General features: G+C 60.3%; 25 protein-coding genes. 8 read left to right on the top strand and 17 right to left on the bottom strand.

From position 1 onward, the window contains the following. Positions 1-14 precede the first annotated feature (14 nt). Positions 15-959 (bottom strand): 2,3-dihydroxyphenylpropionate/2,3-dihydroxicinnamic acid 1,2-dioxygenase, encoded by a 945-nt coding sequence (gene mhpB / locus OHJ17_RS10575; RefSeq protein WP_039818281.1) that lies wholly within the window; start codon positions 957-959, stop codon positions 15-17. 1 nt (position 960) lies between these two features. Next, entirely contained in the window at positions 961-2,625 is a 1,665-nt protein-coding gene (locus OHJ17_RS10570) for a bifunctional 3-(3-hydroxy-phenyl)propionate/3-hydroxycinnamic acid hydroxylase (protein ID WP_039818280.1), read from the bottom strand. Positions 2,626-2,802: 177 nt separating this feature from the next. On the opposite strand from OHJ17_RS10570, the gene OHJ17_RS10565 reads away from it, so the two are divergent. The 4 genes from OHJ17_RS10565 (at position 2,803) to OHJ17_RS10550 (ending at position 6,508) form a co-directional block, all read left to right on the top strand. Further along, positions 2,803-3,615: a DNA-binding transcriptional regulator gene (locus OHJ17_RS10565; RefSeq protein ID WP_004184404.1), complete on the top strand. Its 813-nt coding sequence runs from the start codon at positions 2,803-2,805 to the stop codon at positions 3,613-3,615. Between the two features lie 91 nt (positions 3,616-3,706). After that, complete coding sequence (locus tag OHJ17_RS10560) at positions 3,707-4,765, top strand: ABC transporter substrate-binding protein (RefSeq protein ID WP_032412477.1); 1,059 nt, start codon at positions 3,707-3,709, stop codon at positions 4,763-4,765. After that, the gene (locus OHJ17_RS10555; RefSeq protein WP_039818278.1) at positions 4,755-5,759 is read left to right on the top strand and encodes a FecCD family ABC transporter permease; all 1,005 of its coding nucleotides are present in this window, start codon (positions 4,755-4,757) and stop codon (positions 5,757-5,759) included. The genes OHJ17_RS10560 and OHJ17_RS10555 overlap by 11 nt, the downstream gene beginning before the upstream one ends. Further along, positions 5,759-6,508 (top strand): ABC transporter ATP-binding protein, encoded by a 750-nt coding sequence (locus OHJ17_RS10550; RefSeq protein ID WP_004151841.1) that lies wholly within the window; start codon positions 5,759-5,761, stop codon positions 6,506-6,508. The genes OHJ17_RS10555 and OHJ17_RS10550 overlap by 1 nt, the downstream gene beginning before the upstream one ends. Here OHJ17_RS10550 and OHJ17_RS10545 read toward each other — a convergent pair. The 4 genes from OHJ17_RS10545 to OHJ17_RS10530 all read right to left on the bottom strand — a co-directional run bounded on the left by OHJ17_RS10545 (position 6,492) and on the right by OHJ17_RS10530 (position 11,391). Further along, complete coding sequence (locus OHJ17_RS10545; RefSeq protein WP_039818277.1) at positions 6,492-7,235, bottom strand: substrate-binding domain-containing protein; 744 nt, start codon at positions 7,233-7,235, stop codon at positions 6,492-6,494. The genes OHJ17_RS10550 and OHJ17_RS10545 overlap by 17 nt on opposite strands. Before the next feature lie 56 nt (positions 7,236-7,291). Next, the gene (locus OHJ17_RS10540) at positions 7,292-8,128 is read right to left on the bottom strand and encodes a shikimate dehydrogenase family protein (protein ID WP_039818276.1); all 837 of its coding nucleotides are present in this window, start codon (positions 8,126-8,128) and stop codon (positions 7,292-7,294) included. A 15-nt stretch (positions 8,129-8,143) separates the two neighbouring features. Next, positions 8,144-9,466, bottom strand: a complete 1,323-nt coding sequence (locus OHJ17_RS10535; RefSeq protein ID WP_114505171.1) for an MFS transporter — start codon at positions 9,464-9,466, stop codon at positions 8,144-8,146. A 71-nt stretch (positions 9,467-9,537) separates the two neighbouring features. After that, entirely contained in the window at positions 9,538-11,391 is a 1,854-nt protein-coding gene (locus OHJ17_RS10530) for a bifunctional sugar phosphate isomerase/epimerase/4-hydroxyphenylpyruvate dioxygenase family protein (protein ID WP_023278900.1), read from the bottom strand. A 126-nt stretch (positions 11,392-11,517) separates the two neighbouring features. Here OHJ17_RS10530 and OHJ17_RS10525 point away from each other — a divergent pair, with 126 nt between their 5' ends. Next, the gene (locus tag OHJ17_RS10525) at positions 11,518-12,156 is read left to right on the top strand and encodes a TetR/AcrR family transcriptional regulator (RefSeq protein WP_002908844.1); all 639 of its coding nucleotides are present in this window, start codon (positions 11,518-11,520) and stop codon (positions 12,154-12,156) included. Positions 12,157-12,173: 17 nt separating this feature from the next. Here OHJ17_RS10525 and fumD read toward each other — a convergent pair whose 3' ends face one another. The 3 genes from fumD to OHJ17_RS10510 form a co-directional block, all read right to left on the bottom strand. Beyond that, on the bottom strand, positions 12,174-12,386 hold the full coding sequence (fumD, locus tag OHJ17_RS10520; RefSeq protein ID WP_004180357.1) for a fumarate hydratase FumD: 213 nt from the start codon (positions 12,384-12,386) through the stop codon (positions 12,174-12,176). Further along, positions 12,376-12,534 carry a hypothetical protein gene (locus OHJ17_RS10515; RefSeq protein WP_004143246.1) on the bottom strand — a complete coding sequence of 53 codons (159 nt, stop codon included), beginning with the start codon at positions 12,532-12,534 and terminating at the stop codon, positions 12,376-12,378. Before OHJ17_RS10515 ends, fumD begins: the two co-directional genes overlap by 11 nt. 88 nt (positions 12,535-12,622) lie before the next feature. Further along, positions 12,623-12,754, bottom strand: a complete 132-nt coding sequence (locus tag OHJ17_RS10510) for a hypothetical protein (protein WP_004217210.1) — start codon at positions 12,752-12,754, stop codon at positions 12,623-12,625. A gap of 137 nt (positions 12,755-12,891) precedes the next feature. Here OHJ17_RS10510 and pykF point away from each other — a divergent pair, with 137 nt between their 5' ends. Both pykF and OHJ17_RS10500 read left to right on the top strand, forming a co-directional pair. Beyond that, the gene (gene pykF, locus OHJ17_RS10505) at positions 12,892-14,304 is read left to right on the top strand and encodes a pyruvate kinase PykF (RefSeq protein WP_002908859.1); all 1,413 of its coding nucleotides are present in this window, start codon (positions 12,892-12,894) and stop codon (positions 14,302-14,304) included. 312 nt (positions 14,305-14,616) lie between these two features. Next, positions 14,617-14,853: a major outer membrane lipoprotein gene (locus tag OHJ17_RS10500; RefSeq protein WP_002908860.1), complete on the top strand. Its 237-nt coding sequence runs from the start codon at positions 14,617-14,619 to the stop codon at positions 14,851-14,853. A gap of 61 nt (positions 14,854-14,914) precedes the next feature. Here OHJ17_RS10500 and ldtE read toward each other — a convergent pair whose 3' ends face one another. The 8 genes from ldtE to OHJ17_RS10460 all read right to left on the bottom strand — a co-directional run bounded on the left by ldtE (position 14,915) and on the right by OHJ17_RS10460 (position 22,209). After that, the gene (ldtE, locus tag OHJ17_RS10495) at positions 14,915-15,901 is read right to left on the bottom strand and encodes a L,D-transpeptidase LdtE (protein ID WP_004143241.1); all 987 of its coding nucleotides are present in this window, start codon (positions 15,899-15,901) and stop codon (positions 14,915-14,917) included. Positions 15,902-16,000: 99 nt separating this feature from the next. Beyond that, entirely contained in the window at positions 16,001-16,417 is a 417-nt protein-coding gene (sufE, locus tag OHJ17_RS10490) for a cysteine desulfuration protein SufE (RefSeq protein WP_002908865.1), read from the bottom strand. An 11-nt stretch (positions 16,418-16,428) separates the two neighbouring features. Continuing rightward, on the bottom strand, positions 16,429-17,649 hold the full coding sequence (gene sufS, locus OHJ17_RS10485; RefSeq protein WP_039818274.1) for a cysteine desulfurase SufS: 1,221 nt from the start codon (positions 17,647-17,649) through the stop codon (positions 16,429-16,431). Next, positions 17,646-18,920 carry a Fe-S cluster assembly protein SufD gene (gene sufD / locus OHJ17_RS10480; protein ID WP_039818273.1) on the bottom strand — a complete coding sequence of 425 codons (1,275 nt, stop codon included), beginning with the start codon at positions 18,918-18,920 and terminating at the stop codon, positions 17,646-17,648. Before sufD ends, sufS begins: the two co-directional genes overlap by 4 nt. After that, the gene (sufC, locus tag OHJ17_RS10475; protein WP_002908876.1) at positions 18,895-19,641 is read right to left on the bottom strand and encodes a Fe-S cluster assembly ATPase SufC; all 747 of its coding nucleotides are present in this window, start codon (positions 19,639-19,641) and stop codon (positions 18,895-18,897) included. The genes sufD and sufC overlap by 26 nt, the downstream gene beginning before the upstream one ends. Positions 19,642-19,657: 16 nt before the next feature. After that, positions 19,658-21,145 (bottom strand): Fe-S cluster assembly protein SufB, encoded by a 1,488-nt coding sequence (gene sufB, locus OHJ17_RS10470; protein WP_002908877.1) that lies wholly within the window; start codon positions 21,143-21,145, stop codon positions 19,658-19,660. Positions 21,146-21,147: 2 nt separating this feature from the next. Then, positions 21,148-21,525: a Fe-S cluster assembly scaffold SufA gene (gene sufA, locus OHJ17_RS10465; RefSeq protein WP_004143232.1), complete on the bottom strand. Its 378-nt coding sequence runs from the start codon at positions 21,523-21,525 to the stop codon at positions 21,148-21,150. A gap of 486 nt (positions 21,526-22,011) precedes the next feature. Further along, positions 22,012-22,209, bottom strand: a complete 198-nt coding sequence (locus OHJ17_RS10460) for a hypothetical protein (protein ID WP_002908880.1) — start codon at positions 22,207-22,209, stop codon at positions 22,012-22,014. 379 nt (positions 22,210-22,588) lie between these two features. Between OHJ17_RS10460 and lldD the strand changes: the two genes are divergently transcribed. Then, entirely contained in the window at positions 22,589-23,773 is a 1,185-nt protein-coding gene (lldD, locus tag OHJ17_RS10455; RefSeq protein WP_004151846.1) for an FMN-dependent L-lactate dehydrogenase LldD, read from the top strand. The last annotated feature ends 47 nt before the right edge of the window (positions 23,774-23,820 follow it).

The raw sequence follows: 23,820 nt of genomic DNA, 5'->3' as shown, positions 1-23,820 counted from the left end.
AGTCTCCCGGTTAATCAAATCTCGGTGGTGGCGCTCAGCGAGCCGAATCCGGCGATCCACTCGGGGATCGGCCGGTAATAGCGGCCTTCACTGCGCCAGCGGCCAAAAGCGGATAGCGCGGCAAAAGCGGCCACCCAGGTCTTAATTTCGTGCGTCGATTTCCCGGCCATCGCCGACAGCTCGTCATTGCCGATCGCGTCCAGTTCGCTCAGCCGCCCCTGCTCCAGCAGGCTCATAAAGCGGTTGTCCCAGACCGGGTTGAGGGGATGGAGCGAGTGCGGGTCTTCGGTAAACCGTCGGGCGGCATTGATCACCCGCTGCTGGCGCCGTTCGCGTTCGTCCGGCGGCAGCTGTTTTCCGCCGCCGAGCAGGCGATCGCGCAGATGGGCGTCGGCCTTCGCCAGCTCCGGCACCGGCGGCTGGTGCGAGAGTCCGCCCGAGCCGAGGATCAGCACCCGCTTATTGAGGGTATTGAGAAAGCGGCCCATCGCCTCGCCCAGCAGCCGGGTGCGTTGAAAACCCGGCAGCGGCGCGGCGACGCCGTTAATAAACACCGGCAGCACCGGCACGCTGTCCAGGCCACCCAGCAGAAACTCCAGCGGCTGGGCGAAGCCATGGTCCACCTGCATGTTGTACGACACCGCCAGGTCGATACCGCTGTTGAGGATGGCGTGGGCGCAGGCTTCCGCCAGCTCGGCGGGCACCGGCAGGTCGCCGGCGGCGCTGGCGAAGTCGCCAATCGCGGTGGCGCCGATGCCGAGGCAGAACGGCGGCATCACGTCATAGAAAAAACCGTTGTAGTGATCGGGGGCGAAGAGCACCACCAGCTCTGGATCGAATTCAGCGATCCGCCGCCGGGCGTCGGCAATCACCCGGTTCACTTCATCGAGGACCGCCTGCTCCGGGTCCACGAATCCCACCAGCGGAGTGTGGGAGAGACAGTGCAAATAGGCATGCATATCAGGCCACCTTCTCTTCAGCGTGGGCGGTATCGCCGGTTGCGAGGGTCATTTTTTCCGCCAGAGCGGTCAGCTGCGCGCCGAGGGTTTGCGGGATGGCGAGAGCGGCGACAAAGCGGTCCGGCCTGACCACGGCGATGGCGGTGTTATGCAGTGCAAACCAGCTTTTGAGGCGGTTTTGCGTATCGCCCACCCGCAGCGTGCCGGGGGCGTTATCCTGCTCGCGGTGGATCTGCACCTCGGGCACCACCTGGATAAAGCGCACGCCAATCGCGCGCCAGCGGGCGATCTGCCCGGCGTCGAGCCCCCACTGCGGGTTGCAGCCCCAGCCGATAATGGCGAAATTCGCCCCGATAACCTCGTCGAGCAGCACGCTCTCGCCGCTCTCCAGCGTCACCTGCGGTTGAATAAACATTTTGCCCACCGGCGAGGTCTTGCCGGCGCCGTCGGTCAGCAGCGCCCCCTCGCGGTACTGCGGCATCGGCTTAAAGCGCATCTCGAGGAAGTAGCGTTTCACCGGCGGCAGGTAATTTAGCAGCCAGGAGAGACCGTCGCGCACGGCCCCCTGCCAGCGCTTCGGCGGCGCCAGCACGTAGCCGGCGGTGACCGACAGATCAATCATCGCTTTCGCGTGGTCGCGGCGCTCCTGCTGGTAGCTGTCGAGCAGCGTCTCTCCCGCTTTGCCATTGACCACCAGCGCCAGCTTCCACGCCAGGTTGAAGGCGTCGCGCATGCCGCTGTTATATCCCTGGCCCTGCCAGACCGGCATGATGTGCGCCGCATCGCCGGCCAGCAGCACCCGGTTAATGCGAAAGCGCTCGGCAAGGCGGGCGTTATGCGTATAGACCCGCTGGCGGATCAGCTCGACGCGGTCCGGGTCCGGCAGCACTTTGCTCAGCAGACGGCGCATATTGTGCGGCTCGCTGAGCTGGGCTTCGGTTTCTCCGGGCATCACCATAAATTCAAAGCGGCGCACGCCGTGGGGCAGCGCGGCGGAAACGTAGGGTCGCACCGGGTCGCAGCACAGGTAAACGTGCGGGGTGGCCAGCGGGTCGTTAGCGATATCGATGACGATCCACTGATTCGGCGCGGTCTTACCTTCGAAGGGGATGTTCAGCGTACGACGAATAAAGCTGGCGCCGCCGTCGCAGGCCACCAGCCAGTCCGCGCGCACCGTCTCCCGTTCGCCGTCCGGTCCTTTAAGATTTAACGTGACACTGTCACCGGTCTGGCTAAAGGCTTCCACTTCGCGGGAGAAGAGGCAGCGGACCTGCGGGAAACGCTGCAGACCGTGATACATCACCGCATCGACCTGCGGCTGAATGAAGGCGTTGCGCCGCGACCAGCCAAACTCATCGGTCATCGGCTGGATATCGGCAAAGCAGCGGCCTTTTGGGGTGAGAAAACGCATGGCGTGCCACGGCGTGGTATGCGGCAGCACGTCATTCACCAGCCCCACCGCCTGCATCGCCCGCAGGGATTCATCGTCAATGCCGATGGCCCGCGGGTAATCGATCAGTGTGGCGAGCTTTTCCACCACCAGCACGCTGATGCCCATCTGGCCAAGGTAGTTGGCCATCATCAGACCAACCGGACCGGCGCCAACGATGGCGACCTGAGCGGTATGCTGCACGGCGGGTTGAATATCGGGTGTAGATGTTGTCATTCTCAGCGACCTCACGACTCGGAAACTGCCCGGCTGACAGGCAATTTGTTAATCATGTGTAAACGTATTTTTATAATGGGCTGAGTATAGGGCGGGGGTTTTCGGCTACAATCAAAACATCATCGAATGTGCACCAGGTGCACAAAACTGTTTTTAAAGCATTTTAATGGAGGATTTATGCGTGACGATGAGTCCGCAGCGTACAAAACGGTGCGCGGATTAAGCCGGGGTTTATTGTTATTAAAATTGTTAAATAAATTCGACGGCGGCGCGACGCCGGGCCTGCTGGCGGAGTTTAGCGGCCTGCATCGCACCACCGTGCGCCGGCTGCTGGAGACGCTACAGGAGGAGGGTTTTGTCCGCCGCAGCCGCTCCGATGACAGCTTCCGGTTGACCATTAACGTCCGCCAGCTGAGCGATGGATTTCGTGACGAACATTGGATTTCCGCCCTCGCCACGCCGCTGCTCGGCGAGCTGCTGCGCGAGGTGCAGTGGCCAACGGACATCACCACCCTCGACGTCGACGCCATGGTGGTGCGCGAGACTACCCACCGCTTCAGCCGACTGTCGTTTCACCGCGCGATGGTCGGACGGCGGCTGCCGCTGCTGCTCACCGCCTCCGGACTGACGTGGCTGGCCTTTGCCCCCGACGCGGAACGCGACGCCGTCGTCAGCATGCTGGCCGCCCGTCCGGAAGCTGAGTATCAGCTGGCCCGCGAACCGGAACGGCTGGCGGCGATCCTCGCCCGCACCCGCCAGAACGGCTATGGCGAAAACTTCCGCGGCTGGCGGCAGGAGGAGAAAATCGCCTCGATCGCCGTGCCGGTCTGCAGTCAGCAGCGGGTTATCGGCTGCCTGAACCTGGTCTATATCGCCAGCGCGATGACCATTGAGCAGGCGGCGCAGAAGCATCTCCCTGCGCTGCAGAGGGTGGCGAGGCAGATAGAAGCCCGCATGGAAGAGGAAGAAGTGTGGTACGAAATGCCCTGATCGTGATGAGGATAAATGCGATCAACCATTGCGCCCGGCTTCGTTATATAATTTAATACACAACGAATTTTCACGCCATTCGGGCCACACCATGTCAAAACACCCCTTACTGCTGGGCCTGACGCTGCTCAGCGCCAGCCTGTTCACCGGCCAGACCTTCGCCGACCGCACCGTCACCGACCAGTTGGGTCGCCAGGTCACCCTCCCCGACCACGTCACCCGCGTTGTGGTTCTGCAGCATCAGACGCTCAACCTGCTGGTACAACTGCATGCCGCCGAGGATATCGTCGGCGTCTTAAGCAGCTGGCAGAAACAGCTCGGGCCGCAGTTCGCCCGCTTTATGCCCGAGATCGGGCAACTGGCGACCCCGGGCGATCTCACCCAGGTCAATATTGAAAGCCTGTTGGCGCTGCGTCCGCAGGTGGTTTTCGTCGCCAACTATGCGCCGCCGGCGATGATCGCGCAGATCCAACAGGCCGGGATCCCGGTGGTGGCCATCTCGCTGCGTCACGATGCCGCCGGGGAAAAAAATAAAATGAACCCCACCATGGCTGACGAAGAGCAGGCCTATAACGCCGGGCTGATGGAGGGGATCCGCCTTATCGGCGAGGTGGTCGAACGCCAGCCCGAGGCCGAGGCGCTGATTCACTACACCTTCGAGGCGCGCAAGCAAGCCAATGCGCCGGTGGCCGATATTCCACCGAACCAGCGGGTGCGGGTGTACATGGCCAACCCCGATCTGAATACCTATGGCGCTGGCAAATACACCGGGCTGATGATGGCGCACGCCGGGGCGCTGAACGTGGCGGCCGCCAGCGTAAAAGGCGCCCGCCAGGTGTCGCTGGAGCAGGTGCTGGAGTGGAACCCCCAGGTGATCTTCGTCCAGGACCGTTATCCGCAGGTGGTCAAACAGATAGAGAACGACCCGCAGTGGCAGACGATCGATGCGGTGAAACATCACCGCGTGTGGCTGATGCCGGAGTATGCCAAAGCCTGGGGTTACCCGATGCCGGAGGCCCTGGCGCTGGGTGAGCTGTGGATGGCGAAAAAACTCTATCCTGCGCGCTACCAGAGCATCGATGTGGACAGTAAAGCCAGGGATTATTATCAGCGTTTTTACCGCGTGGCGTGGACGCCAGATGCCCGCTAACTCTCAGCCCTGGCTGGTGCAGGGAAGCCTGGCGCTGGCGACGCTGGCGATCGCGGTCGCCTCGCTCTGTTTCGGCCAGTACCCGTTAAGCCTGAGCGCCGTTGGCCACACCCTGGTCCATCTGCCGCCAGGAGAAGGGGTGATCGGGCAGATCGTCTGGTCGGTTCGCCTGCCGCGCGTGGTGATGGCCCTGCTGGCCGGGGGCGCGCTGGGGCTGTGCGGCGCCACCTTGCAGGGCGTGTTCCAGAACCCGCTGGTGGACCCGCACATCATCGGGGTGACCGCCGGCTCCGCCTTCGGCGGCACGCTGGCGATCCTGTTGGGCGTCGGCAGTCTGCTGATGATGGCCTCGACCTTTTTCTTCGGCCTCGTCGCGCTGGGGCTGATTTACGCCCTCGCCGCCCTGCAGGGGCGGGACAGCACGCTGGGGCTGATTCTGTCCGGGATCATTCTCAGCGGCTTCTTCGCCGCGCTGGTCAGCCTGATGCAGTACCTCGCCGACAGCGAAGAGACGTTACCGAACATCGTTTTCTGGCTGCTCGGCAGCTTCGCGACCGCCAGCTGGCATAAGGTACTGCTTATGTCCCTGCCCCTGGCGCTTGCCGCCGGGGTGCTGTGGAAGCTGCGCTGGCGTATCAACCTGCTGGCCCTGGAGGAACGGGATGCCCGCAGTCTTGGCGTTCCGGTGGCCGCGCTGCGTCGCGGCGTGCTGGTTTGCTGCGCGGTGCTGGTGGCAGCCCAGGTGGCGGTCAGCGGCAGCATCGCCTGGATGGGTCTGGTGGTCCCGCACCTCGCCCGTCTGCTGGTAGGGGCTGACCATCGTCGCCTGCTGCCCACCGCCTTCTGGCTCGGCGCCGCGCTGATGCTGGTGGTGGACGATCTGGCGCGCACGCTGACCCAGGCGGAGATCCCGATCGGGATCATCACTGCCCTGCTCGGGGCGCCGCTGTTTACCGTGTTGCTGGTGCAATCCCGACGCCGGAGTACGACCTGATGAACAGCTCATTATCGCTGCAAGCGCTACGCTACGGCCACCGTCAGCCGCTCTTCGCCCCGCTCACGCTGGCCTGCCGGCCCGGTGAGATCTGGGCGGTACTGGGAGCCAATGGCCGGGGAAAAAGTACCCTGCTGGATACCCTGACCGGCGTGCTGCCGCCGCTGGGCGGCGAGATGCAGTGCGAGGGCGGCGTGGCCCTGGTTCCGCAGTCGTTTCGTCCCGCTTTTCGCTGGCGCGTGAGCGATGTGGTGCTGATGGGCCGGGCCCGTCACGTGGATCTCTTTGCCCAGCCGGACGAGGAGGATGCCCGGCGGGTTGAGCAGGCGCTGGCGCAGCTGGGGATTGCCGCCCTGGCCGAAGATGACTTCGGCGCCCTCTCCGGCGGCCAGCAGCAGCTGGTATTGATTGCCCGCGCGCTGGTCAGCGCCAGCCAGAATATCCTGCTGGATGAGCCCTGCTCGGCGCTGGACCTTGGTAACCAGCAGGTGGTGCTGCAGCTGATCGGCGACCTCGCCCACCGCCAGGCGCGCACCGTCCTGTTCACCACCCATGATCCCAACCACGCTCTACAGGTGGCCAGCCATACGCTGCTTCTGCTGCCGGAGGGCCGGTGGCTGGCGGGCGAGACCGCCGACGTGCTGAGCGAAACGCATCTCCGGCAAGCGTACGGCCTGCCGGTACGCCTGATCCGCCATGCCGCCTCCGCGTTCCCTCTGCTGGCGCCGGGGTTTACGCTGCGTCGCTGAACGGCATAAAACCCGCCTGCCGGAGATACCCCTGGCCAACGTCGCCGAGGATAAAGCGATACAGGGCCAGCGCGGCGGGATCGGCCCTGAGACGCGCCAGCTGGTAATCGCAGCGAATATTCCACGGCGCCGGGATGGTCAGGGTACGCAGAACGTCGCAGGTGGCCAGCGCGGGGCCATAGTGAGCATAGCCGATAAACAGATCCGCCAGATTCTGACGAATAAGCCACGCGCCGGCTATCTCTCCCGGCGGCACGCTCAGTGAGTCTCTGCCGCCGACCAGCTGCTGCGCCCGCCCGGCCATCGCGTTGCCCAACCCTGGATAGCGTGCCTCAATTCGGGCGAACAGCTGCCAGGTATAATCTCCCGACGGATCGCAGCCCGGCGTGGAGGTCGCCAACCGCAGGCGGGGCGTGCTGAGCAGCGCCAGCCAGTCCAGGCCATCGTTGTCCGGCGACCGCCGGGCGGTCAGCATCAGCTGGTTGCTGGCAAATCCCTGGCATTCCTGCGCCAGACCCGCCTGCAGCAGCGCCTGCGGGTGCGCCGCATTGGCGGAAGCAAAAACCGCGCATGGCGCCCCGGCTTCGATCCGCTCGCGCAGCAGGCCGGCAGGGCCAAACTGCGCATCGACCGCCAGGCCAGTGTGCTGCCGAAAGTGCGCGACCAGCGGCAGGAAGGCGCTTCTCAGGCTTCCCGCCGCCAGCAGCGTGAGAGTGGTATTTGCCATAGGATATCGCTATAAACCGGATAATATAGCGCTATATTACCCGGTTTGCCGTCGCGTCAGTAGCGAATTTCTGCCAGCGCCCGCAGCTGCTCGGGGGTGGCTACCGGTAGGTCAAAAAAGCGCAGATAGGCAGGGATCATTTCAAACAGCATGTCGGTCCCGCGCTGGATGTGGCACTGTCGTGCCTGAGCGGCCCTCAGCAGCGGGGTGTACTCCTGAGTCATGACGACTTCCCCCACCCAGGCGCCAGGCGCCAGACGGTCGACGTCCAGCGGCAGCGGATCGCTGGCCTTCATCCCCAGCGGGGTGGCATTGACCACCAGCTCGTGCCCGGCAGGATCGGGCTGCATCAGGGTGATATCGAGCTGCGGATAGTGCTGATGCAGCCGCCCGGCGAGGGCGTGCGCCACCTTGGGCCGGGTATCGTACAGGGTCAGGGCGCTGACCCCCGCCGCCGCGAGGGAGGCGGCGATAGCCGATCCCACCCCGCCGCTGCCAACCACCAGCGCCCGCGTCCCCTGCGGGTTAAACCCTTTACGACGCAGGCCCAGCACAAATCCCTCGCCATCGAACATGTCTCCGCTCAGGCTACCGTCAGCCTCGCGGCGGATGGCATTGCAGGCGCCAGCGATGGCCGCCGTCGGGCTCAGGCGCTGCACCAGATCGCAGGTGGCGATTTTATGCGGCATCGTCACCAGCGCGCCGATGATGTTGGTCATCGTAAACAGCGGCGGAATAAACGCGGCGTAGTCCTCCGGCCTGACCCCCATCGGCACCACCTTCACGTCCACCTGCTGGTCAACGAACCACGGGTTGTAGATCATCGGCGCCTTAAAACTGGCGGTCGGATAGCCAAGGTGCGCTATCAGCCGCGTATTCCCACTAATCACCATGCCTTGCTCCTTTGCTTACTGCGATAACTCGATACGTTTGACGTCGCCGAGGATAAACAGATAGGCCACCACGCCCAACAGCGCGGCGCCGCCGATGTAGATTAAGGCGTAGAAGAAATTGCCGAACCCGGCAACGATAAAGCCGATCACCAGCGGGGTGAGGATCCCCGCGAGGTTGGCGCAGAAGTTAAACAGGCCGCCGGTCAGGCCGCCCAGCCCCTTCGGGGCGATATCGGAGATCAGCGTCCAGCCGAGACCCACCATCCCCTGGCCAAAAAAGGCAAACGACATCACCAGGATCACCGCCAGGTCGCTCTCCAGCCAGTTGGCGGTAATGATGCAGCTGGCCATCAGCAGGCCGGCGACGATCGGCAGCTTACGACCGAGGTTGGCCGACCCGGTGGCCTTGAGCAGTTTGTCGGAGAGCCAGCCGCCAAACATCACCCCGCCGGCGGCGGCGACAAACGGCAGGATGGAGAAGAAGCCAACCTTCAGCCAGGGCATATGCCGCTCGGTGGCCAGCCAGGTGGGGAACCAGGTGAGAAAGAACACCAGCACGGTATTGCCGGCAAACTGGCCGATACTGGCGCCGATGATCTGCCGTTTGCTCAGCAGCTGGCGGACCAGCGGCCAGCTGAACGCCACCTGCTGGTCGGTCGGGGCGCTGAGGCCGCCGCCGTTTTCGATATGCTCGCGCTCCTGCTGGCTAAGGCGCGGATCTTCATGCGGTTCGCGGTAGCAGCGCCACCACACCAGGGCAAACAGAATGCCGACGGCGCCAACGCTGACGAACAGCACCCGCCAGCCGAAACCGTCCATGATCCAGAACAGCAGCGGCGCAAAGCAGGCCAGCCCGAGATACTCCCCCACGGTGTACACCGCCGTGGCCTTCGCCCGCTCCTGCTGTGGGAACCAGGCGCTGACCACCCGGCTGCTGACCGGAAAGCACGGCGCTTCGCTAATGCCGAGCCCGAAGCGGCACAGCAGCAGCGTCTTCAGCCCCACCGCCATGCCATGGAACAGGGTAAACAGCGACCACAGGGTCAGTGACAAAAAGTAGGTCACTTTGTTGCCAAAGCGGTCGAGAAACAATCCGCCGGGGATCTGCGCCAGAGCATAGGTCCAGGCGAAGGCGGAGAAGAGGATTCCCATGATCGCCGGGTCGATCCCCAGCTCAGCGGTGAGCTTTGGGGCGGCGATCCCCAGTACGGTGCGATCGAGATAGTTGATCATGGTGCCAATGGCCAACAGCGCAAGAATGCCGATACGCCGCCGGGAGCGGCGCACGGTGACGGCTGGCTGGGCGGCAGCCGTCGGGTTAGGGCTATATGAGCTCATAGTCGGTTCCTGTCTCGGGTACAGAGGGTGTTGTTATTGTGTTTAACGCATAATGAACCATTTGATTCAGGCTAACAATACTGCATCGCCGCCAGACGGACGGCCGCATTCGCTGCGCCATAGAGCGCATAGCCAGCCCGGCGCTCGGTTAACTCAAAGAAAAAGCGGCCGGCGGTAAACGGCCGGGTGTAAAGATGCAGGAAATCTCCCCCCTGCGGATCGCGGTCATAGAGGAGCTGCTGGCGCTGAAGCTGCCCGACGTCCAGCTCGCCGCCAAAGCGCGCCAGCAGATCGTCATAATAATTGGCCGGGATCGGCAGCGTATGGCGGGCAACCTCGGCAAGCTGGTCGCAGGCGGCCGGCAGATCGCGGCAGGCAAAGGCGGCATGCTGCAGCCCCGCCCCCTGGTAGCAAGCGACGGAGCGGGCGATCTGCGTCGCCCGGCTCTGCGAAATATTCAGCGCCAGACGGATATCGCCCTGCGGGCTGCGCACCGCCAGGCTGCGCACCAGTCCATACGGGTCCGGCAGCGTCTGCTCATGCTCAAGGGAAAAACCAAACACCGTACGGAAGAACATCACCCAGTTATCGCGGCTGTCGGCCTCCATTCCCAGCGCCAGATGATCGATACCGAGATAATCCTCGCGCACCGTCACGCCATCACGCAGATGAAAATCGCGCTCGTAGATAGCCTCCCCGGCGTCGATGAGATAGATAAGGCTGCCGTCGGGGGCGCAGATCGCCGGGATCGGCGTTTCGTTCGGCCCGGCGTCGCCCTGCCAGGTGGCATACCCCAGCGCGCGGGCGCGGGCGACAAGCGACGCGCTGTGCTCGACCCGCAGCGCCATCGCGCAGAGCGATACCCCGTGGCGTTGATAAAAATGGTCGGCCCAGCTGTGCGGCTGATGGTTGATGACGATCCGCGCCCCGCCGTTGCGCCACAGCGTCACCTGTCTGGAGCGGTGGCTTCCCTCGTGCTGAAAACCCAGCGCCTGCAGATGTTGCCCCAGGCGCTGCGCCTCGGCGGCGCTGGCGGCAAACTCGATAAACTCCAGCCCGTGATAGACCGGCAGCGGCGGCGGTGAAAACAGATCGGCATCGCACGTCGGGAGCCGACGGCGGGTTTGCTCCTCCAGCCACAGCAGCGAACGATAACCATCTTTGGCCGTCGCACCGTTCGGCGAGGCGCGAAAACCGTCATTGAAGATCTCCAGCGACCAGGGGCCGCGGTAGCCACAGCGGGTGATCTGCTCGGCAAATGCCTCCAGCGGCAGCTCCCCCTGTCCGGGAAAGCAGCGGAAGTGGCGGCTCCACTCCAGCAAATCCATTTTCATATACGGCGCATCGGCGAGCTGTACAAAGGTGATTTTCTCCACCGGCACCGACGGTAGCGCGTCCAGCGTGTCGCCGCGGGCCAGAATATGGAAGCTGTCGAGCACCAGGCCCAACGCCGGGCTGTCCACCCGCCGCACCCGCTCCCAGGCCTGCTGCCAGCGGTTCACATGGGTTCCCCAGGCCAGGGCCTCATAGCCGATAGCGATCCCCTCCTCTTCCGCCAGCGTGGCCAGCGCCCGCAGGTCCGCGACCTGCAATTCGCTATCCGCCGAGCAGTCCGGCTGCACATTGCTGCACAGCAGCAGCGTCTCGCAGCCCAGCTCGCGCATCAGAGCAAACTTGCGCCGAGCGCGGGCCATATTCGCCGCAAACTGCGCCCGACTGGAGCCTTCAAAATCGCGAAAGGGTTGAAAAAGCGTGATTTTTAACCCTAAATCGGCGGCAAGCTGGCGGATTTCCGCCGGCGTCCCCGTATAATAGAGCAGATCGTTCTCGAAAATTTCCACCCCCTGATACCCCGCCGCCGCAATAGCGTGCAGCTTCTCAGGCAGGGTGCCGGAAATCGAAACGGTGGCGATAGAGCGCAGCATAAGGTCCTCGGGTCAACAGCTGACGTAAGCCTTGAATATGTATCATTTGGTTCATTTGCGCCATACCAGGTTGCTAAATTGTGATCATTATGTGTATTTTTTGTCACCCAAGAAAAAGGAGTTGCCATGACCGTCGTTGCCCATGATGAAGCACAATCCCTGAAGGCGCGGATCTTCAGCGCCGCTATCGCTGTCTTTGCTGAACACGGGCTGTCAGGCGCCCGCATGGAGCAGATCGCCACCGAGGCGCAGACCACCAAACGCATGGTGGTTTACTACTTCAAAAGCAAAGAACAGCTCTATCAGGAGGTGCTGCAGCATGTGTATGCGCGGATCCGCGAAACCGAGCAGCAGCTGGGGCTGGAGAATGTGCCGCCGGTGGAGGCGCTAGTGCGGCTGGTGCGCTGGAGCGTGCGCTATCACGCCACCCATGCGGACTATATGCGCGTCATTTGCATGGAGAATATGCAGCGCGGCAAGTGGTTAAAAAGCTCGGGTGAACTGAAGCCGCTGAATCGTACCGCCCTGTCGATACTGGAAGACATTTTACTGCGCGGCCAGCAGCAGGGCGTCTTTCAGGCGGGGCTCGACGCGCGCGATGTCCACCGGTTAATCAGCAGCTTCAGCTTTTATCAGGTGTCGAACTTCTACACCTTCAGCAGCCTGTATCTTGACGATCCGCTACCCGCCATCGACGATGAAGCGATGGTGGCTCACCATTGTGACATTGCCGTCAGGGCGGTGATCCGCTTCGTGATTTCCTGACCCGCCGGCGTAAGGGATCAGTGCCCGGAAAGCGCATGAATGACTTTCTCCATAGCCTCCACGGTGAGCGGCGAACGCTGGATTTTGCGGTTCGCCAGCGAGGTGCGCAGCACACCGGCAATGACAATGTGTTTCGGCTCCTGACCCAGGTCACGCATTTCCAGCACGACTTTACCCACCACGCGGCACATTTCCTGGTACAGGTCGTCGTCTTTCGCTTTATTTCCCATAGAATTTGGCTCGTATTTTATCATTATCAATCAAATCATTATTGATAGATTTCCCGCACAACGCAAACCATCGCCACTTTAAAGGTTCAATGACGCATTTTACCGGCTCATGATGGCGAAATAATCCATTTCTTTTACCCTTTTTCATAGCCGGTGACGAAAAAGTGTGTTGCGTAGATTTTTGCATAACGTGCCGGTTTTGTTACGCGTTTTGTCCATAATTTGAAACGAGGTTTTTATTTTCCTTTTTGATTTCGGCAGCGTATAATGCGCTTCGATTCTTTCTTGAATGGTTTCAGCGCATTGGACTGCATGATAAAACGCATAACACCTTGCCACATTTCATGGGCTGAACCGCCAGCACACATTCTTCTGCACGCTTCAGGGTTGTCACCTATCCTTAGGGCGTGGCTTAGCAACTTTCGTAATACAGGTTTGGCTCCCCGGCAGTGCGCCCGCGGAGCGAGAATTCCATATCCTTCACAACTTAAAGACTAAAACTGTCATGAAAAAGACCAAAATTGTTTGCACCATCGGTCCGAAAACCGAATCTGAAGAGATGCTGACCAAAATGCTGGAAGCCGGCATGAATGTGATGCGTCTGAACTTCTCCCACGGTGACTATGCGGAACACGGTCAGCGCATCCAGAACCTGCGCAATGTGATGAGCAAAACCGGTAAGAAAGCCGCTATTCTGCTGGACACCAAAGGGCCGGAAATTCGTACCATCAAGCTGGAAGGCGGCAACGACGTCTCCCTGAAAGCAGGCCAGACCTTCACCTTCACTACCGATAAATCCGTCATCGGCAACAACGAAATCGTTGCGGTAACCTATGAAGGCTTCACCTCCGACCTCGCCGTCGGCAACACCGTCCTGGTGGACGATGGCCTGATCGGCATGGAAGTCACGGCTATCGAAGGCAACAAAGTTATCTGTAAAGTGCTGAACAATGGCGATCTTGGCGAGAACAAAGGCGTTAACCTGCCGGGCGTCTCCATCGCCCTGCCGGCGCTGGCTGAGAAAGACAAACAGGACCTGATCTTCGGTTGCGAACAGGGCGTGGACTTCGTCGCGGCCTCCTTCATCCGTAAACGTTCCGACGTCGTCGAGATCCGTGAGCACCTGAAAGCCCACGGCGGTGAAAACATCCAGATCATCTCCAAAATCGAAAACCAGGAAGGCCTGAACAACTTCGACGAAATCCTCGAAGCGTCTGACGGCATCATGGTTGCGCGTGGCGACATGGGCGTGGAGATCCCGGTTGAAGAAGTTATCTTCGCCCAGAAAATGATCATCGAAAAATGTATCCGCGCGCGTAAAGTGGTTATCACCGCCACCCAGATGCTGGACTCCATGATCAAGAACCCGCGTCCGACCCGCGCTGAAGCCGGCGACGTGGCTAACGCCATCCTCGACGGCACCGATGCGGTGATGCTGTCCGGCGAATCCGCGAAAGGTAAATACCCGCTGGAAGCGGTCACCATCATGGCGACCATTTGCGAACGTACCGACCGCGTGATGACCAGCCGTCTGGACTTCAACAACGACAACCGTAAACTGCGCATCACCGAAGCGGTGTGCCGCGGCGCGGTAGAAACCGCTGAGAAACTGGAAGCGCCGCTGATCGTGGTCGCCACCCAGGGCGGTAAATCCGCACGCGCTGTGCGCAAATACTTCCCGGATGCCACCATCCTGGCGCTGACCACCAACGAAACCACCGCTCGTCAGCTGGTGCTGAGCAAAGGCGTGGTACCGCAGCTGGTGGAAGAGATTGCCTCTACCGATGATTTCTATCATCTGGGCAAAGACCTGGCGCTGAAGAGCGGCCTCGCGCGTAAAGGCGACGTAGTGGTGATGGTTTCCGGCGCATTAGTGCCGAGCGGCACGACTAATACCGCTTCCGTACACGTGCTGTAATAATTTACAGGTTAATTGGTTTTTTTTAATAAAGCGCCTCGCGGGGCGCTTTTTTTTATTCATTGATTAGCTCTTCCTATTAAAAATGCAAATCGGAATTTACTATTTAATAAGGGATTATCTAAGATGAATCCGATGGAAGCGCGCTGTTTTCACTCGCCTTTTTCAGCGATTCTGAGCAATTCGATGCTTCTTTGAGCGAACGATCAAAAATAAGTGCGTTCAGGTAAAAAAAATATTCTCATCCCAAAAAACTTTGTGTAATACTTGTAACGCTACATGGAGATTAACTCAATCTAGAGGGTATTAATAATGAATCGTACTAAACTGGTACTGGGCGCGGTAATCCTGGGTTCTACTCTGCTGGCTGGTTGCTCCAGCAATGCTAAAATCGATCAGCTGTCTTCTGACGTTCAGACTCTGAACGCTAAAGTTGACCAGCTGAGCAACGACGTGAACGCAATGCGTTCCGACGTTCAGGCTGCTAAAGACGACGCAGCTCGCGCTAACCAGCGTCTGGACAACCAGGCTCACTCTTACCGTAAGTAAGAGTTCTGGTAATAAAAATGGCGCACTCTGTGCGCCATTTTTTTTGCCCTCAGCATGAGGGCTATTGGGTAAGCAGACCGTTGTCAGACGAACTATTCTGCGCCGACAGCGACGTCGCCGTGCTACCTGCCCCAGCCGACACCACCACCGGATACCCCGCCCTTCTCGACATCGCTTTTTTCAACTGCAGGTCATCCACTGCTTTATCCTCTGCGAAGGCGTGAAACGCCGCTGGCAGCGTGTAAGCGATGGTCCGGGTGTTTTCCCCTTCGGTCTGCGAAAGCGGCCTGTGGACTTCGACATAGCGTTTACCATCCGGCTCGACGGCAAACTTCACCGGCTGATTGATAATCCGTACCGGCGTCCCGGTTTTCACCTGGCTGAACAGCGCTTTGATGTCATCAGCGTTCATCCGCATACAGCCCGAGCTGACGCGCAGACCAACGCTGTCTGGGGCGTTAGTTCCGTGGATGAGATATTCACCGTTACCGTAGGCCAGACGCAGCGCATAGCGGCCCAGGGGATTGTTCGGTCCGGCCGGGACCACCGCTGGCAGCGTCACCCCTTTCTCCAGCGAGCGCGCGCGGATGCCGGCGGTAGGCGTCCAGGTAGGGTTAGGGATCTTCTGCCCCACGCGGGTAGTCATCTCCGGCGTTTCCAGACCTAACTGGCCAATGCCCAGCGGATAGACCTGCACCTGATTCTCTCCCGGCGGGAAGTAATACAGCCGCAGTTCGGCGAGGTTGACGACAATGCCCTCCCTCGGCACGTCGGGCAGCAGCATCTGAGAAGGGATAAGGACCTGAGTGCCGGGCTTCGGCTGCACCGGCGCAATCGTATCGTTGGCTTCGAGGATCAGCATCGCCGCGGTATCGAAATGGCGCGCAATCGCCTGCAGGTTGCGATCTCCCTCCTGGACCGTCCAGTACTGATTCTGACCAATCAGCCGACTGTTGGCGGGAGGAAGCGGGTAATCAACGGCCCAGGCGGCCGTGGAGGCGCCAAGGGCGCTGAGAAGGGCTAAGGTGATCATCGTTTTGCGTTTCATACTGAGATTCCTTCTTTCGCTGATAAAACGCCAGGAGACTGAACGGCGGCAGGGTCAGCGCCCTGCCGGACGTAACAGAATGAAATCTACCTGTTTATTCTAGCTAATATTTGCCGCTTTCGCGCGTATCGCGCGGATCATGGCTTCGAGGCCTTGCGAGCGGGAGGGGGTGAGATGCTGGGTGAGCGCCATTTTTTCAAACCACGGACGCACGTCGAACTCGGTGATGTCCTGAGCGGTCATCCGGTCATAGAGGATAAACACCACCGCTATCAGACCCTTGACGATCGCCGCATCGCTATCGCCGCGCAGGGTGATCACGCCTGTGGGATCCTGGTCCATCACGATCCAGACCTGGCTTTGACAGCCCTGAATAATGTTCTGCACGCTATGTTCTTCCGGGCTTAGCGGCGCCAGACGCTGGCCAAGCTCGATGATATAGAGATACTTCTCTTCCCAGTTGGCGCAACGGCTAAAGTTACGCAACAGTTTGTCTTTGTCCGGTAGTGCCGCCATTGTCCCGTCCTTTACCCTAACAGTTTGCGGATCCGCTGGAGGCCGGCCACCAGGCGGTCCACCTCTTCCGTGGTATTGTACATCGCCAGCGATGCCCGACACATAGCCGGTACCTGATACCGGGCCATCAACGGCATCGCGCAGTGGTGTCCGGTGCGCACGGCGATCCCGTAGTTATCGAGGAAGCTGCCGACGTCATAGGCGTGATGCTGACCGAGGTTGAAAGCAATTACCCCTTTACGCTGCGCCGGGCCGTAAAGGATCAGATCCGGTACCGCGCGCAGGGCATCGAGCGCGTAGCGCATCAGCGTCTGCTCATACTCGGCAATCTGCGTCAGTCCCAGCTGGCTGACGTAGGTCAGCGCCGCGCCGAGGCCGATGATCCCCCCGGTATTCGGCGTGCCGGCCTCAAAGCGCCACGGCGCCTGATTCCAGGTGGTGCCCTCCGTCAGGCTGACGGTGGCGATCATCGACCCGCCCCCTTCCCAAGGCGCCATCGTCTGCAGCAGCTCGGACCGGGCGTAGAGCACGCCGATCCCGGTCGGCCCATACAGCTTGTGGGCGGAGAAAACATAAAAATCGCAGCCCAGCGCCTGGACGTCCACCGGGTGGTGCATCACCGCCTGGGCGCCATCCACCAGCACTTTCGCGCCATGCTGATGCGCAAGAGCAATCAGCGCCGCCAGCGGGTTTTCCGTCCCCAGCACGTTGGAGACCTCGGTTATCGCCAGCAGGCGGGTGCGCGGGTCAAACAGTCCCGGGACAACATCCAGTTGCAGCGTACCGTCCGGGTTCAGGGGGATCACCCGCAGCTCAGCCCCGACGCGGGTGCAGAGCATCTGCCACGGCACAATATTGGCGTGGTGCTCCATTTCGCTGATGATGATGTTATCCCCGGCGCCGACGTTGGCGTTTCCCCAGCTGTTGGCCACCAGGTTGATACCCTCGGTGGTGCCGCGGACGAACACCACTTCCTCCGCCGATCCGGCGTTAAGGAAGGTGGCCGCCTGCTGACGCACGGCTTCCATCCGCGCGGTGGCTTCCGCGCTGAGGGTATGGATGCCGCGGTGCACCGCCGCGTAGCCGTGGCGATAGAATTCCGCTTCGGCGCCGATCACTGCCTCCGGCTTCTGGGCGCTGGCGGCGCTGTCGAGATAGACCAGCGGCTGACCGTTGACCTCCCGGTTCAGTACCGGAAAATCGGCGCGAACCTGTTCTACTGAAAATGTCATACTGTGCCTCCCGGCAAACGCTGTCCAATACGCGCCAGCACCTGCTCTCTGAGCGCGTCGCTGCGGATAGCCTCGGTGAGCTCGGCGGCAAAGGCGTAGAGGATCATCTGCTGCGCCGCCTGCTGTTCGATACCGCGCGAGCGCAGATAGAACAGCTGCTCTTCGTCAATGCGCCCCACCGTCGCCCCGTGGCTGCATTTCACGTCATCGGCGTAAATTTCCAGCTGCGGTTTGGTGTCGACCTCCGCCAGCCGCCCGAGCAGCAGATTATTGTTGGTCATCTGGCCGTCGGTTTTCAGCGCGAGCGGCGCGACGTTGATCAGCCCGTTAAACACCGCCCGCCCCTTATCGCTGACAATGGTTTTGTGCAGCTGGCGGCTGGTGCAGTAGCCGACCTGATGGTCGAGCCAGGTGCGGCTATCGCAGACCTCATTTTTCACCGGCATCGCCAGCGAATTGAGGCGCAGGTTGCTGTTTTCGCCGCCCAGGCGGGTGCTGGTTTGGTGACGCAGCACCTGGCCGCCAAGCAGGAAACTGCTGCTGAAGGCCGAGGCGTCGCGGCCCAGCAGCAGGTCGTTATGGGCGAAGTGATAGCTGCGGGCATTCTCAAATGCCAGCTTGATATGCTGGAGGTGCGCGTTATCGGCCACCGTCATGGTCAATCGCCCGCCGGTGAAATGCGGCTGCTCATTGAGGCTCAGGTAATGCTCGACAATCGTCGCCTCCGCCCCGCTCTCCAGCGCCAGGTGATGGCGATAGTGGGCGGTATTCAGCGCATCGCCGGCCAGGCCACTGGTGAGATGCATCAGCAGCAGCGGTTTATCCAGGCGGCGGTTGCGCGGCACGCGAATGCGGGTCACCGTCTGGGCCAGGCTTTCGGTCAGATGGAGAAACACCTCCGGCTGCAGGGCATCCGGCAGATGCTGGCGCTGATTATCGACACTGACCTCCACGCCGCTGGCGGCAAGATCGTCGCTCAGCTGAGGATGATAGCGGCCATCGATAAACACCAGCCGCCAGGCGTCCAGCGGCAGCGCCAGCGCATCACGCTGTTCAGCGCTGAGAGAGGCCCCCTCATCGGCGACAAAGCGACCGTTAAGTAGGGCATCCAGCGGAGTGTATTTCCAGTCCTCGTGCTTGCGCGTCGGCAGCCCAAGGCGCAGCAGCTGCTGCAGATGCTGACTGGCCTCCGGGGTACGCGGGCCGCCCTGCGCTTCAAACAGATGGTGCCACTGCTGCAGCGCGTTACTGCTGTTCGGTAAGCCAGCCATAGCCCTGCTCCTCCAGCTGTTTGACCAGAGAGAAATCGCCCGACTTCACAATCCGTCCCTGATACAGCACATGGACATAGTCCGGCTTGATATAGTCAAGGATGCGCTGATAGTGGGTGACAATGATAAAGGCGCGTTTGCCGTCGCGCAGGGCATTCACTCCCTGGGAGACGATTTTCAGGGCATCGATATCCAACCCCGAATCCGATTCATCGAGAATGCACAGCTCCGGCTCAAGCACCGCCATTTGCAGAATATCGTTGCGCTTTTTCTCACCGCCGGAGAAGCCAACGTTCACCGAGCGGGTCAGGAGATCTTCCGGCATCTGCAGCAGCTTGATCTTTTCTTCCATTAAGTCCTGGAAATCGAAACGATCCAGCGCCTCCTGGCCACGATAGTTGCGCACGGCATTCAGCGCAGTCTGCAGGAAAAACTGGTTGCTGACGCCGGGGATCTCTACCGGATACTGGAAGGCCATAAAGATACCTTCCCCGGCGCGATCTTCCGCAGCGAGTTCGAGCAGGTTTTTGCCCTTAAATTCGACGCGACCGCCAGTCACCTCATAATCTTCACGCCCGGCCAGGGTGGCCGAAAGCGTACTTTTGCCTGAGCCGTTCGGCCCCATAATGGCGTGGACCTCTCCCGGGCGCACCTCAAGGTTCAGCCCGCGCAGGATCGCTTTATCTTCGACGGCGACGTGTAAATCTTGAATACTTAACATCTTTTTTCCTTAATTATCAGCCGACGCTATGTTCAAGGCTAATGGCCAGCAATTTTTGCGCCTCTACAGCGAACTCCAGCGGCAGCTCGGAGAAGACGTCTTTACAGAAACCGTTGACGATCATCGAGATGGCATCGTCTTCGCTGATCCCGCGCTGCAGGCAGTAGAACAATTGATCTTCGCCAATCCGCGAGGTGGTCGCCTCGTGCTCCAGCTGGGCGCTGTTGTTGCGGCATTCAACATACGGGAAGGTATGCGCCCCGCAGTCCGGGCCGATCAGCATCGAATCGCACTGGGTATAGTTGCGGGCGTTGGTGGCGGTCGGCATGATTTTGACCAGCCCGCGATAGCTGTTCTGGCTGTGTCCGGCGGAGATCCCTTTCGAGATGATGGTCGAGCGGGTGTTCTTGCCGATATGGATCATTTTGGTGCCGGTGTCCGCCTGCTGATGGCCGCTGGTCAGCGCCACCGAAAAGAATTCGCCGATCGAGTTATCGCCGCGCAGGATGCAGCTGGGGTATTTCCAGGTGATGGCCGAGCCGGTTTCAGACTGGGTCCATGACATTTTGCTGTTCTCCCCTTCGCACAGGGCGCGCTTGGTGACGAAGTTGAGGATCCCGCCGGTGTTGTTATCGCCGGGGAACCAGTTCTGCACTGTGGAGTATTTCACTTCCGCGTCTTTATGGATGATGACTTCAACGACCGCGGCATGCAGCTGATAGCTGTCGCGCACCGGCGCCGAGCAGCCTTCAATATAGCTGACGTAGCTGCCTTCATCGGCCACCAGAATGGTGCGTTCAAACTGCCCGGTCTTTTCGGCGTTGATGCGGAAATAGGTCGACAGCTCCATCGGGCAGCGGACGCCCTTCGGCACATAGATAAAGGTGCCGTCCGAAGCCACCGCGGCGTTCAGCGCGGCAAAGAAGTTGTCATTCCCCGGCACTACGGTGCCCAGATACTTTTTCACCAGTTCCGGATGGTCGTGGATCGCCTCGCCGAAAGAACAGAAGATGATCCCCTGCTCGGCCAGCTTTTCTCGGTAGGTGGTCGCCACCGACACCGAGTCAAATATCGCGTCCACCGCCACCTCGCGCCCTTCGCGTACCGGCACGCCCAGCTGGTTAAAGGCTTCTTCCACCTCGCTGGTCAGAAAGGTATTGGCCCCGGTCTGCTGCACCGCGCCAGGCTCGGAGGCGCAGGTCTCATCGCAGTTGCCGCAGGAGGGCGCGGAATAGTAGCTGTAATCCTGATAATTCAGCTTATCGTAATGCGCTTTCAGCCAGTGCGGCTCCTCCATTTCCAGCCACGCCCGGTAGGCATTCAGACGAAACTCCAACATCCACTGCGGCTCATTGCGGCGAGCCGAGATAGCCCGAACGACTTCTTCATTAATGCCTTTGGCCAGCTCATCGGTTTGCAGGCGAGTAAAAAAGCCCTCTTTGTAGTTGAGCGGGCCGCCGGTCCAGGTTTTGACATCGTCAGTTGCTTCAGTATTACGCGACATAGTTACTCCGCCTGCACCCCAAAACTTTCGCCGCAGCCGCACTCATGCTGCGCTTTCGGGTTATGAAATTTAAAGATTTCATTTAAACCTTCCCGGACATAATCCAGCTCGGTGCCGTCGATGAACGGCATCGCCTGCAGCGGCGCAAACAGCTTCGCTCCGTCAGATTCAAAGAGCAGATCGTCGGGCGCCGGCTCGGCAATCATTTCGAGCACATAGCCAAAACCGGCGCAGCCGCTGGTTTTAATGCCCAGCCGCAGCCCTTTCTTATCCGGCTGCTTGCGCATCAGATCGCGGATATGCGCGGCAGCGGCCGGCGTCATGGTCAGTCCCTGCCAGCTGAAATCGGCGGGATTAAAAGTTCCTGCTTGTACTTCCATCGATAGACCTCCAGGTTGGCGCCATCAAGGCATACCGCCATGTTAGTGATAATGATTATCACTTCAACCCTTCTGCAGCAGGGGTATTGCCTCATTTAGTGCTTTTTATAAGCATAGACCCTCGCCCAGGGATTATCAGGGTGTGCAAATAGAACTTAATTGATTGATTTATAATATGTTATTTTGAAATCATTCTATCTCCGCACGCAATGGCAAAGATGTATCGAAAATACCGATTTATGCAATAGCGGCAGACCACCACCTTGCTGGTTATCGCTTGCAGGCGAGCATAAAGTGACAACGTAACTGAAAGACCATGCCAGCGCGGGGCGCGGCCCCGGCCATGCGCTAGAAAAAAGCGGGTAGTGAAAGCGCCCGCCGGTAACGCTTCAGGAAAGGAATAAGCGCCGCTCGCCTGGCCGCATTTGGGGAATAAAAACCAAAATAAAACGCGCAAACGGGGCTGCCAGGCGGGATACCGGCTGGCTAGGTGCCTTTACTCACCAGCCGGGCGGCCTGGACAAAGACCTCATCCTCTACCCCGTCCCCCTTCTGTCTGCCCAGCCTCACCAGTTCATCCACGATACTCCCCTGATTAATCTGCTTTTGGGTCGCCACTAAGCTAATGACCGCCGCGCCGATGGCCATGCCAATCAATGCCGTTTGTTCATCTTTATCTTTCATGGTGTCGCTCCGTCTGTCCTCCAGAGAAAGGCTAGCAAAAGATACCACCAGCTCAATTTCAAATTCATCTTCTTTACACCTCCCGGAAAACGCAGGCGCCGCACTGACCTCTCCTTCCCCCTGCTGGCGATGGCGCAAAGCGCTGTCGCCTCATACCGGGTCTTTATTTTGCCAGCTTCACGTTGCGCGGAAATAAATAAAAATAACGCGCGCGCCGAAGAGTAAAAAAAGGAAATAGCAGCCTCAGCGATAAAACCAGATTATTCCAGCAGGGAATAGCTGGAATGCTAATATTTCATTTCCTCGCCGGTTTTTAGAGGCCTATAGTTTTTTTACCTGCAGAACATCCACTAAGGTTAAAAAACATAAGGACATAATAATGATTGTTTCAGCCCCCAGCGATTATCGCGAAGCCGCTCGTCGTCGTCTGCCCCGCTTCCTTTTCGATTATATTGACGGTGGCGCGGTGGCGGAAAACACCATGAACGCCAACGCCGCCGAGCTTGCCTCGGTAGCTCTTCGCCAGCGCGTACTGTGCGGGGCCGGCGAACCGACGCTGGCGACCACGATCCTTGATGCCCCATGGGCGATGCCCGTGGCGCTGGGGCCCGTCGGCGCCACCGGGATGTACGCCCGCCGCGGCGAAGTCCAGGCGGCCCGCGCCGCCTCCCGCGCCGGGATCCCGTACACCTTATCCACCGTGTCGGTCTGCTCGATTGAAGAGGTGGCGAGCCACGCCAGCGGCGCGCTCTGGTCCCAGCTGTACGTACTGAAAGATCGCGGCTATATGCGTAACGCGCTGGAGCGCGCCTGGGCCGCTGGCATGAAAACCCTGGTATTTACCGTCGATATGCCAATCCCCGGCTCGCGGTATCGCGATAACCGCTCAGGGATGTCCGGGCCGCACGCCACCCTGCGACAATATCTCCAGGCTTGCACCCATCCGCGCTGGGCGATGAACGTCGGGCTGGCGGGCAGACCCCTGTCGTTTGGTAATATCGAAGCCTACACCGGCCACAAAATGACCATGGACGACTATATGGGGTTCATCAGCAACAACTTCGACCCGTCCATCGCCTGGCACGATCTGGAGTGGATCCGCGACAGCTGGCAAGGGAAATTAATCATCAAAGGGATCCTCGATGCCGACGATGCGCGCAATGCCGTGCGGCTGGGCGCCGATGGTATTGTGGTGTCGAATCATGGCGGCAGACAGCTCGATGGCGCCATCCCCACCGCCCGGGCGCTACCCAGGGTGGTGGATGCGGTCGGCGACGATCTAACAGTGCTTGCCGATTCCGGGGTGCGCTCCGGCGTGGACGTTATACGTCTGCTGGCCCTCGGCGCGAAAGGCGTGCTGCTCGGTCGGGCCTATATTTATGCCCTGGCCGCGGCGGGCGAAGCGGGCGTGGCGCATCTGCTGCGCTTATTTGCCGAGGATATGAAGGTTACCATGACCCTCACCGGCGCGACCTCGCCATCGGCCATCAGCCTCGATTGCCTTGATCGCCTCGAACAGGATCAACACCGCACTCATGCGGTGCCGGTATCCTTACCTGCCTGACGCTGCCCGTGACCTGGCCTGGCCATGTGCCTCGCCCAGGTCCGGCA

The sequence above is a fragment of the Klebsiella sp. KP20-425-1 genome, from assembly GCF_025813515.1.
Taxonomy (GTDB): domain Bacteria; phylum Pseudomonadota; class Gammaproteobacteria; order Enterobacterales; family Enterobacteriaceae; genus Klebsiella; species Klebsiella pneumoniae.
Note: the sequence above shows the minus strand (reverse complement) of the source record. Positions and strands in the feature narration are given on the sequence as shown.

Bases quoted from the DNA above. Each gene is read 5' to 3' on its own strand.
- OHJ17_RS10570 (WP_039818280.1), bottom strand. From the start codon at position 2,625: ATGACAACATCTACACCCGATATTCAACCCGCCGTGCAGCATACCGCT.
- OHJ17_RS10545 (WP_039818277.1), bottom strand. From the start codon at position 7,235: ATGGCAAATACCACTCTCACGCTGCTGGCGGCGGGAAGCCTGAGAAGC.
- OHJ17_RS10460 (WP_002908880.1), bottom strand. From the start codon at position 22,209: ATGAAAGATAAAGATGAACAAACGGCATTGATTGGCATGGCCATCGGC.
- pykF (WP_002908859.1), top strand. From the start codon at position 12,892: ATGAAAAAGACCAAAATTGTTTGCACCATCGGTCCGAAAACCGAATCT.
- OHJ17_RS10550 (WP_004151841.1), top strand. From the start codon at position 5,759: ATGAACAGCTCATTATCGCTGCAAGCGCTACGCTACGGCCACCGTCAG.
- OHJ17_RS10565 (WP_004184404.1), top strand. From the start codon at position 2,803: ATGCGTGACGATGAGTCCGCAGCGTACAAAACGGTGCGCGGATTAAGC.
- ldtE (WP_004143241.1), bottom strand. From the start codon at position 15,901: ATGAAACGCAAAACGATGATCACCTTAGCCCTTCTCAGCGCCCTTGGC.
- sufE (WP_002908865.1), bottom strand. From the start codon at position 16,417: ATGGCGGCACTACCGGACAAAGACAAACTGTTGCGTAACTTTAGCCGT.
- fumD (WP_004180357.1), bottom strand. From the start codon at position 12,386: ATGGGAAATAAAGCGAAAGACGACGACCTGTACCAGGAAATGTGCCGC.
- mhpB (WP_039818281.1), bottom strand. From the start codon at position 959: ATGCATGCCTATTTGCACTGTCTCTCCCACACTCCGCTGGTGGGATTC.
- OHJ17_RS10535 (WP_114505171.1), bottom strand. From the start codon at position 9,466: ATGAGCTCATATAGCCCTAACCCGACGGCTGCCGCCCAGCCAGCCGTC.
- OHJ17_RS10555 (WP_039818278.1), top strand. From the start codon at position 4,755: ATGCCCGCTAACTCTCAGCCCTGGCTGGTGCAGGGAAGCCTGGCGCTG.
- sufA (WP_004143232.1), bottom strand. From the start codon at position 21,525: ATGGAAGTACAAGCAGGAACTTTTAATCCCGCCGATTTCAGCTGGCAG.
- OHJ17_RS10530 (WP_023278900.1), bottom strand. From the start codon at position 11,391: ATGCTGCGCTCTATCGCCACCGTTTCGATTTCCGGCACCCTGCCTGAG.
- OHJ17_RS10510 (WP_004217210.1), bottom strand. From the start codon at position 12,754: ATGTGTGCTGGCGGTTCAGCCCATGAAATGTGGCAAGGTGTTATGCGT.
- OHJ17_RS10500 (WP_002908860.1), top strand. From the start codon at position 14,617: ATGAATCGTACTAAACTGGTACTGGGCGCGGTAATCCTGGGTTCTACT.
- OHJ17_RS10515 (WP_004143246.1), bottom strand. From the start codon at position 12,534: ATGAAAAAGGGTAAAAGAAATGGATTATTTCGCCATCATGAGCCGGTA.
- sufD (WP_039818273.1), bottom strand. From the start codon at position 18,920: ATGGCTGGCTTACCGAACAGCAGTAACGCGCTGCAGCAGTGGCACCAT.
- sufB (WP_002908877.1), bottom strand. From the start codon at position 21,145: ATGTCGCGTAATACTGAAGCAACTGACGATGTCAAAACCTGGACCGGC.
- OHJ17_RS10560 (WP_032412477.1), top strand. From the start codon at position 3,707: ATGTCAAAACACCCCTTACTGCTGGGCCTGACGCTGCTCAGCGCCAGC.
- lldD (WP_004151846.1), top strand. From the start codon at position 22,589: ATGATTGTTTCAGCCCCCAGCGATTATCGCGAAGCCGCTCGTCGTCGT.
- OHJ17_RS10540 (WP_039818276.1), bottom strand. From the start codon at position 8,128: ATGGTGATTAGTGGGAATACGCGGCTGATAGCGCACCTTGGCTATCCG.
- sufS (WP_039818274.1), bottom strand. From the start codon at position 17,649: ATGACATTTTCAGTAGAACAGGTTCGCGCCGATTTTCCGGTACTGAAC.
- OHJ17_RS10525 (WP_002908844.1), top strand. From the start codon at position 11,518: ATGACCGTCGTTGCCCATGATGAAGCACAATCCCTGAAGGCGCGGATC.
- sufC (WP_002908876.1), bottom strand. From the start codon at position 19,641: ATGTTAAGTATTCAAGATTTACACGTCGCCGTCGAAGATAAAGCGATC.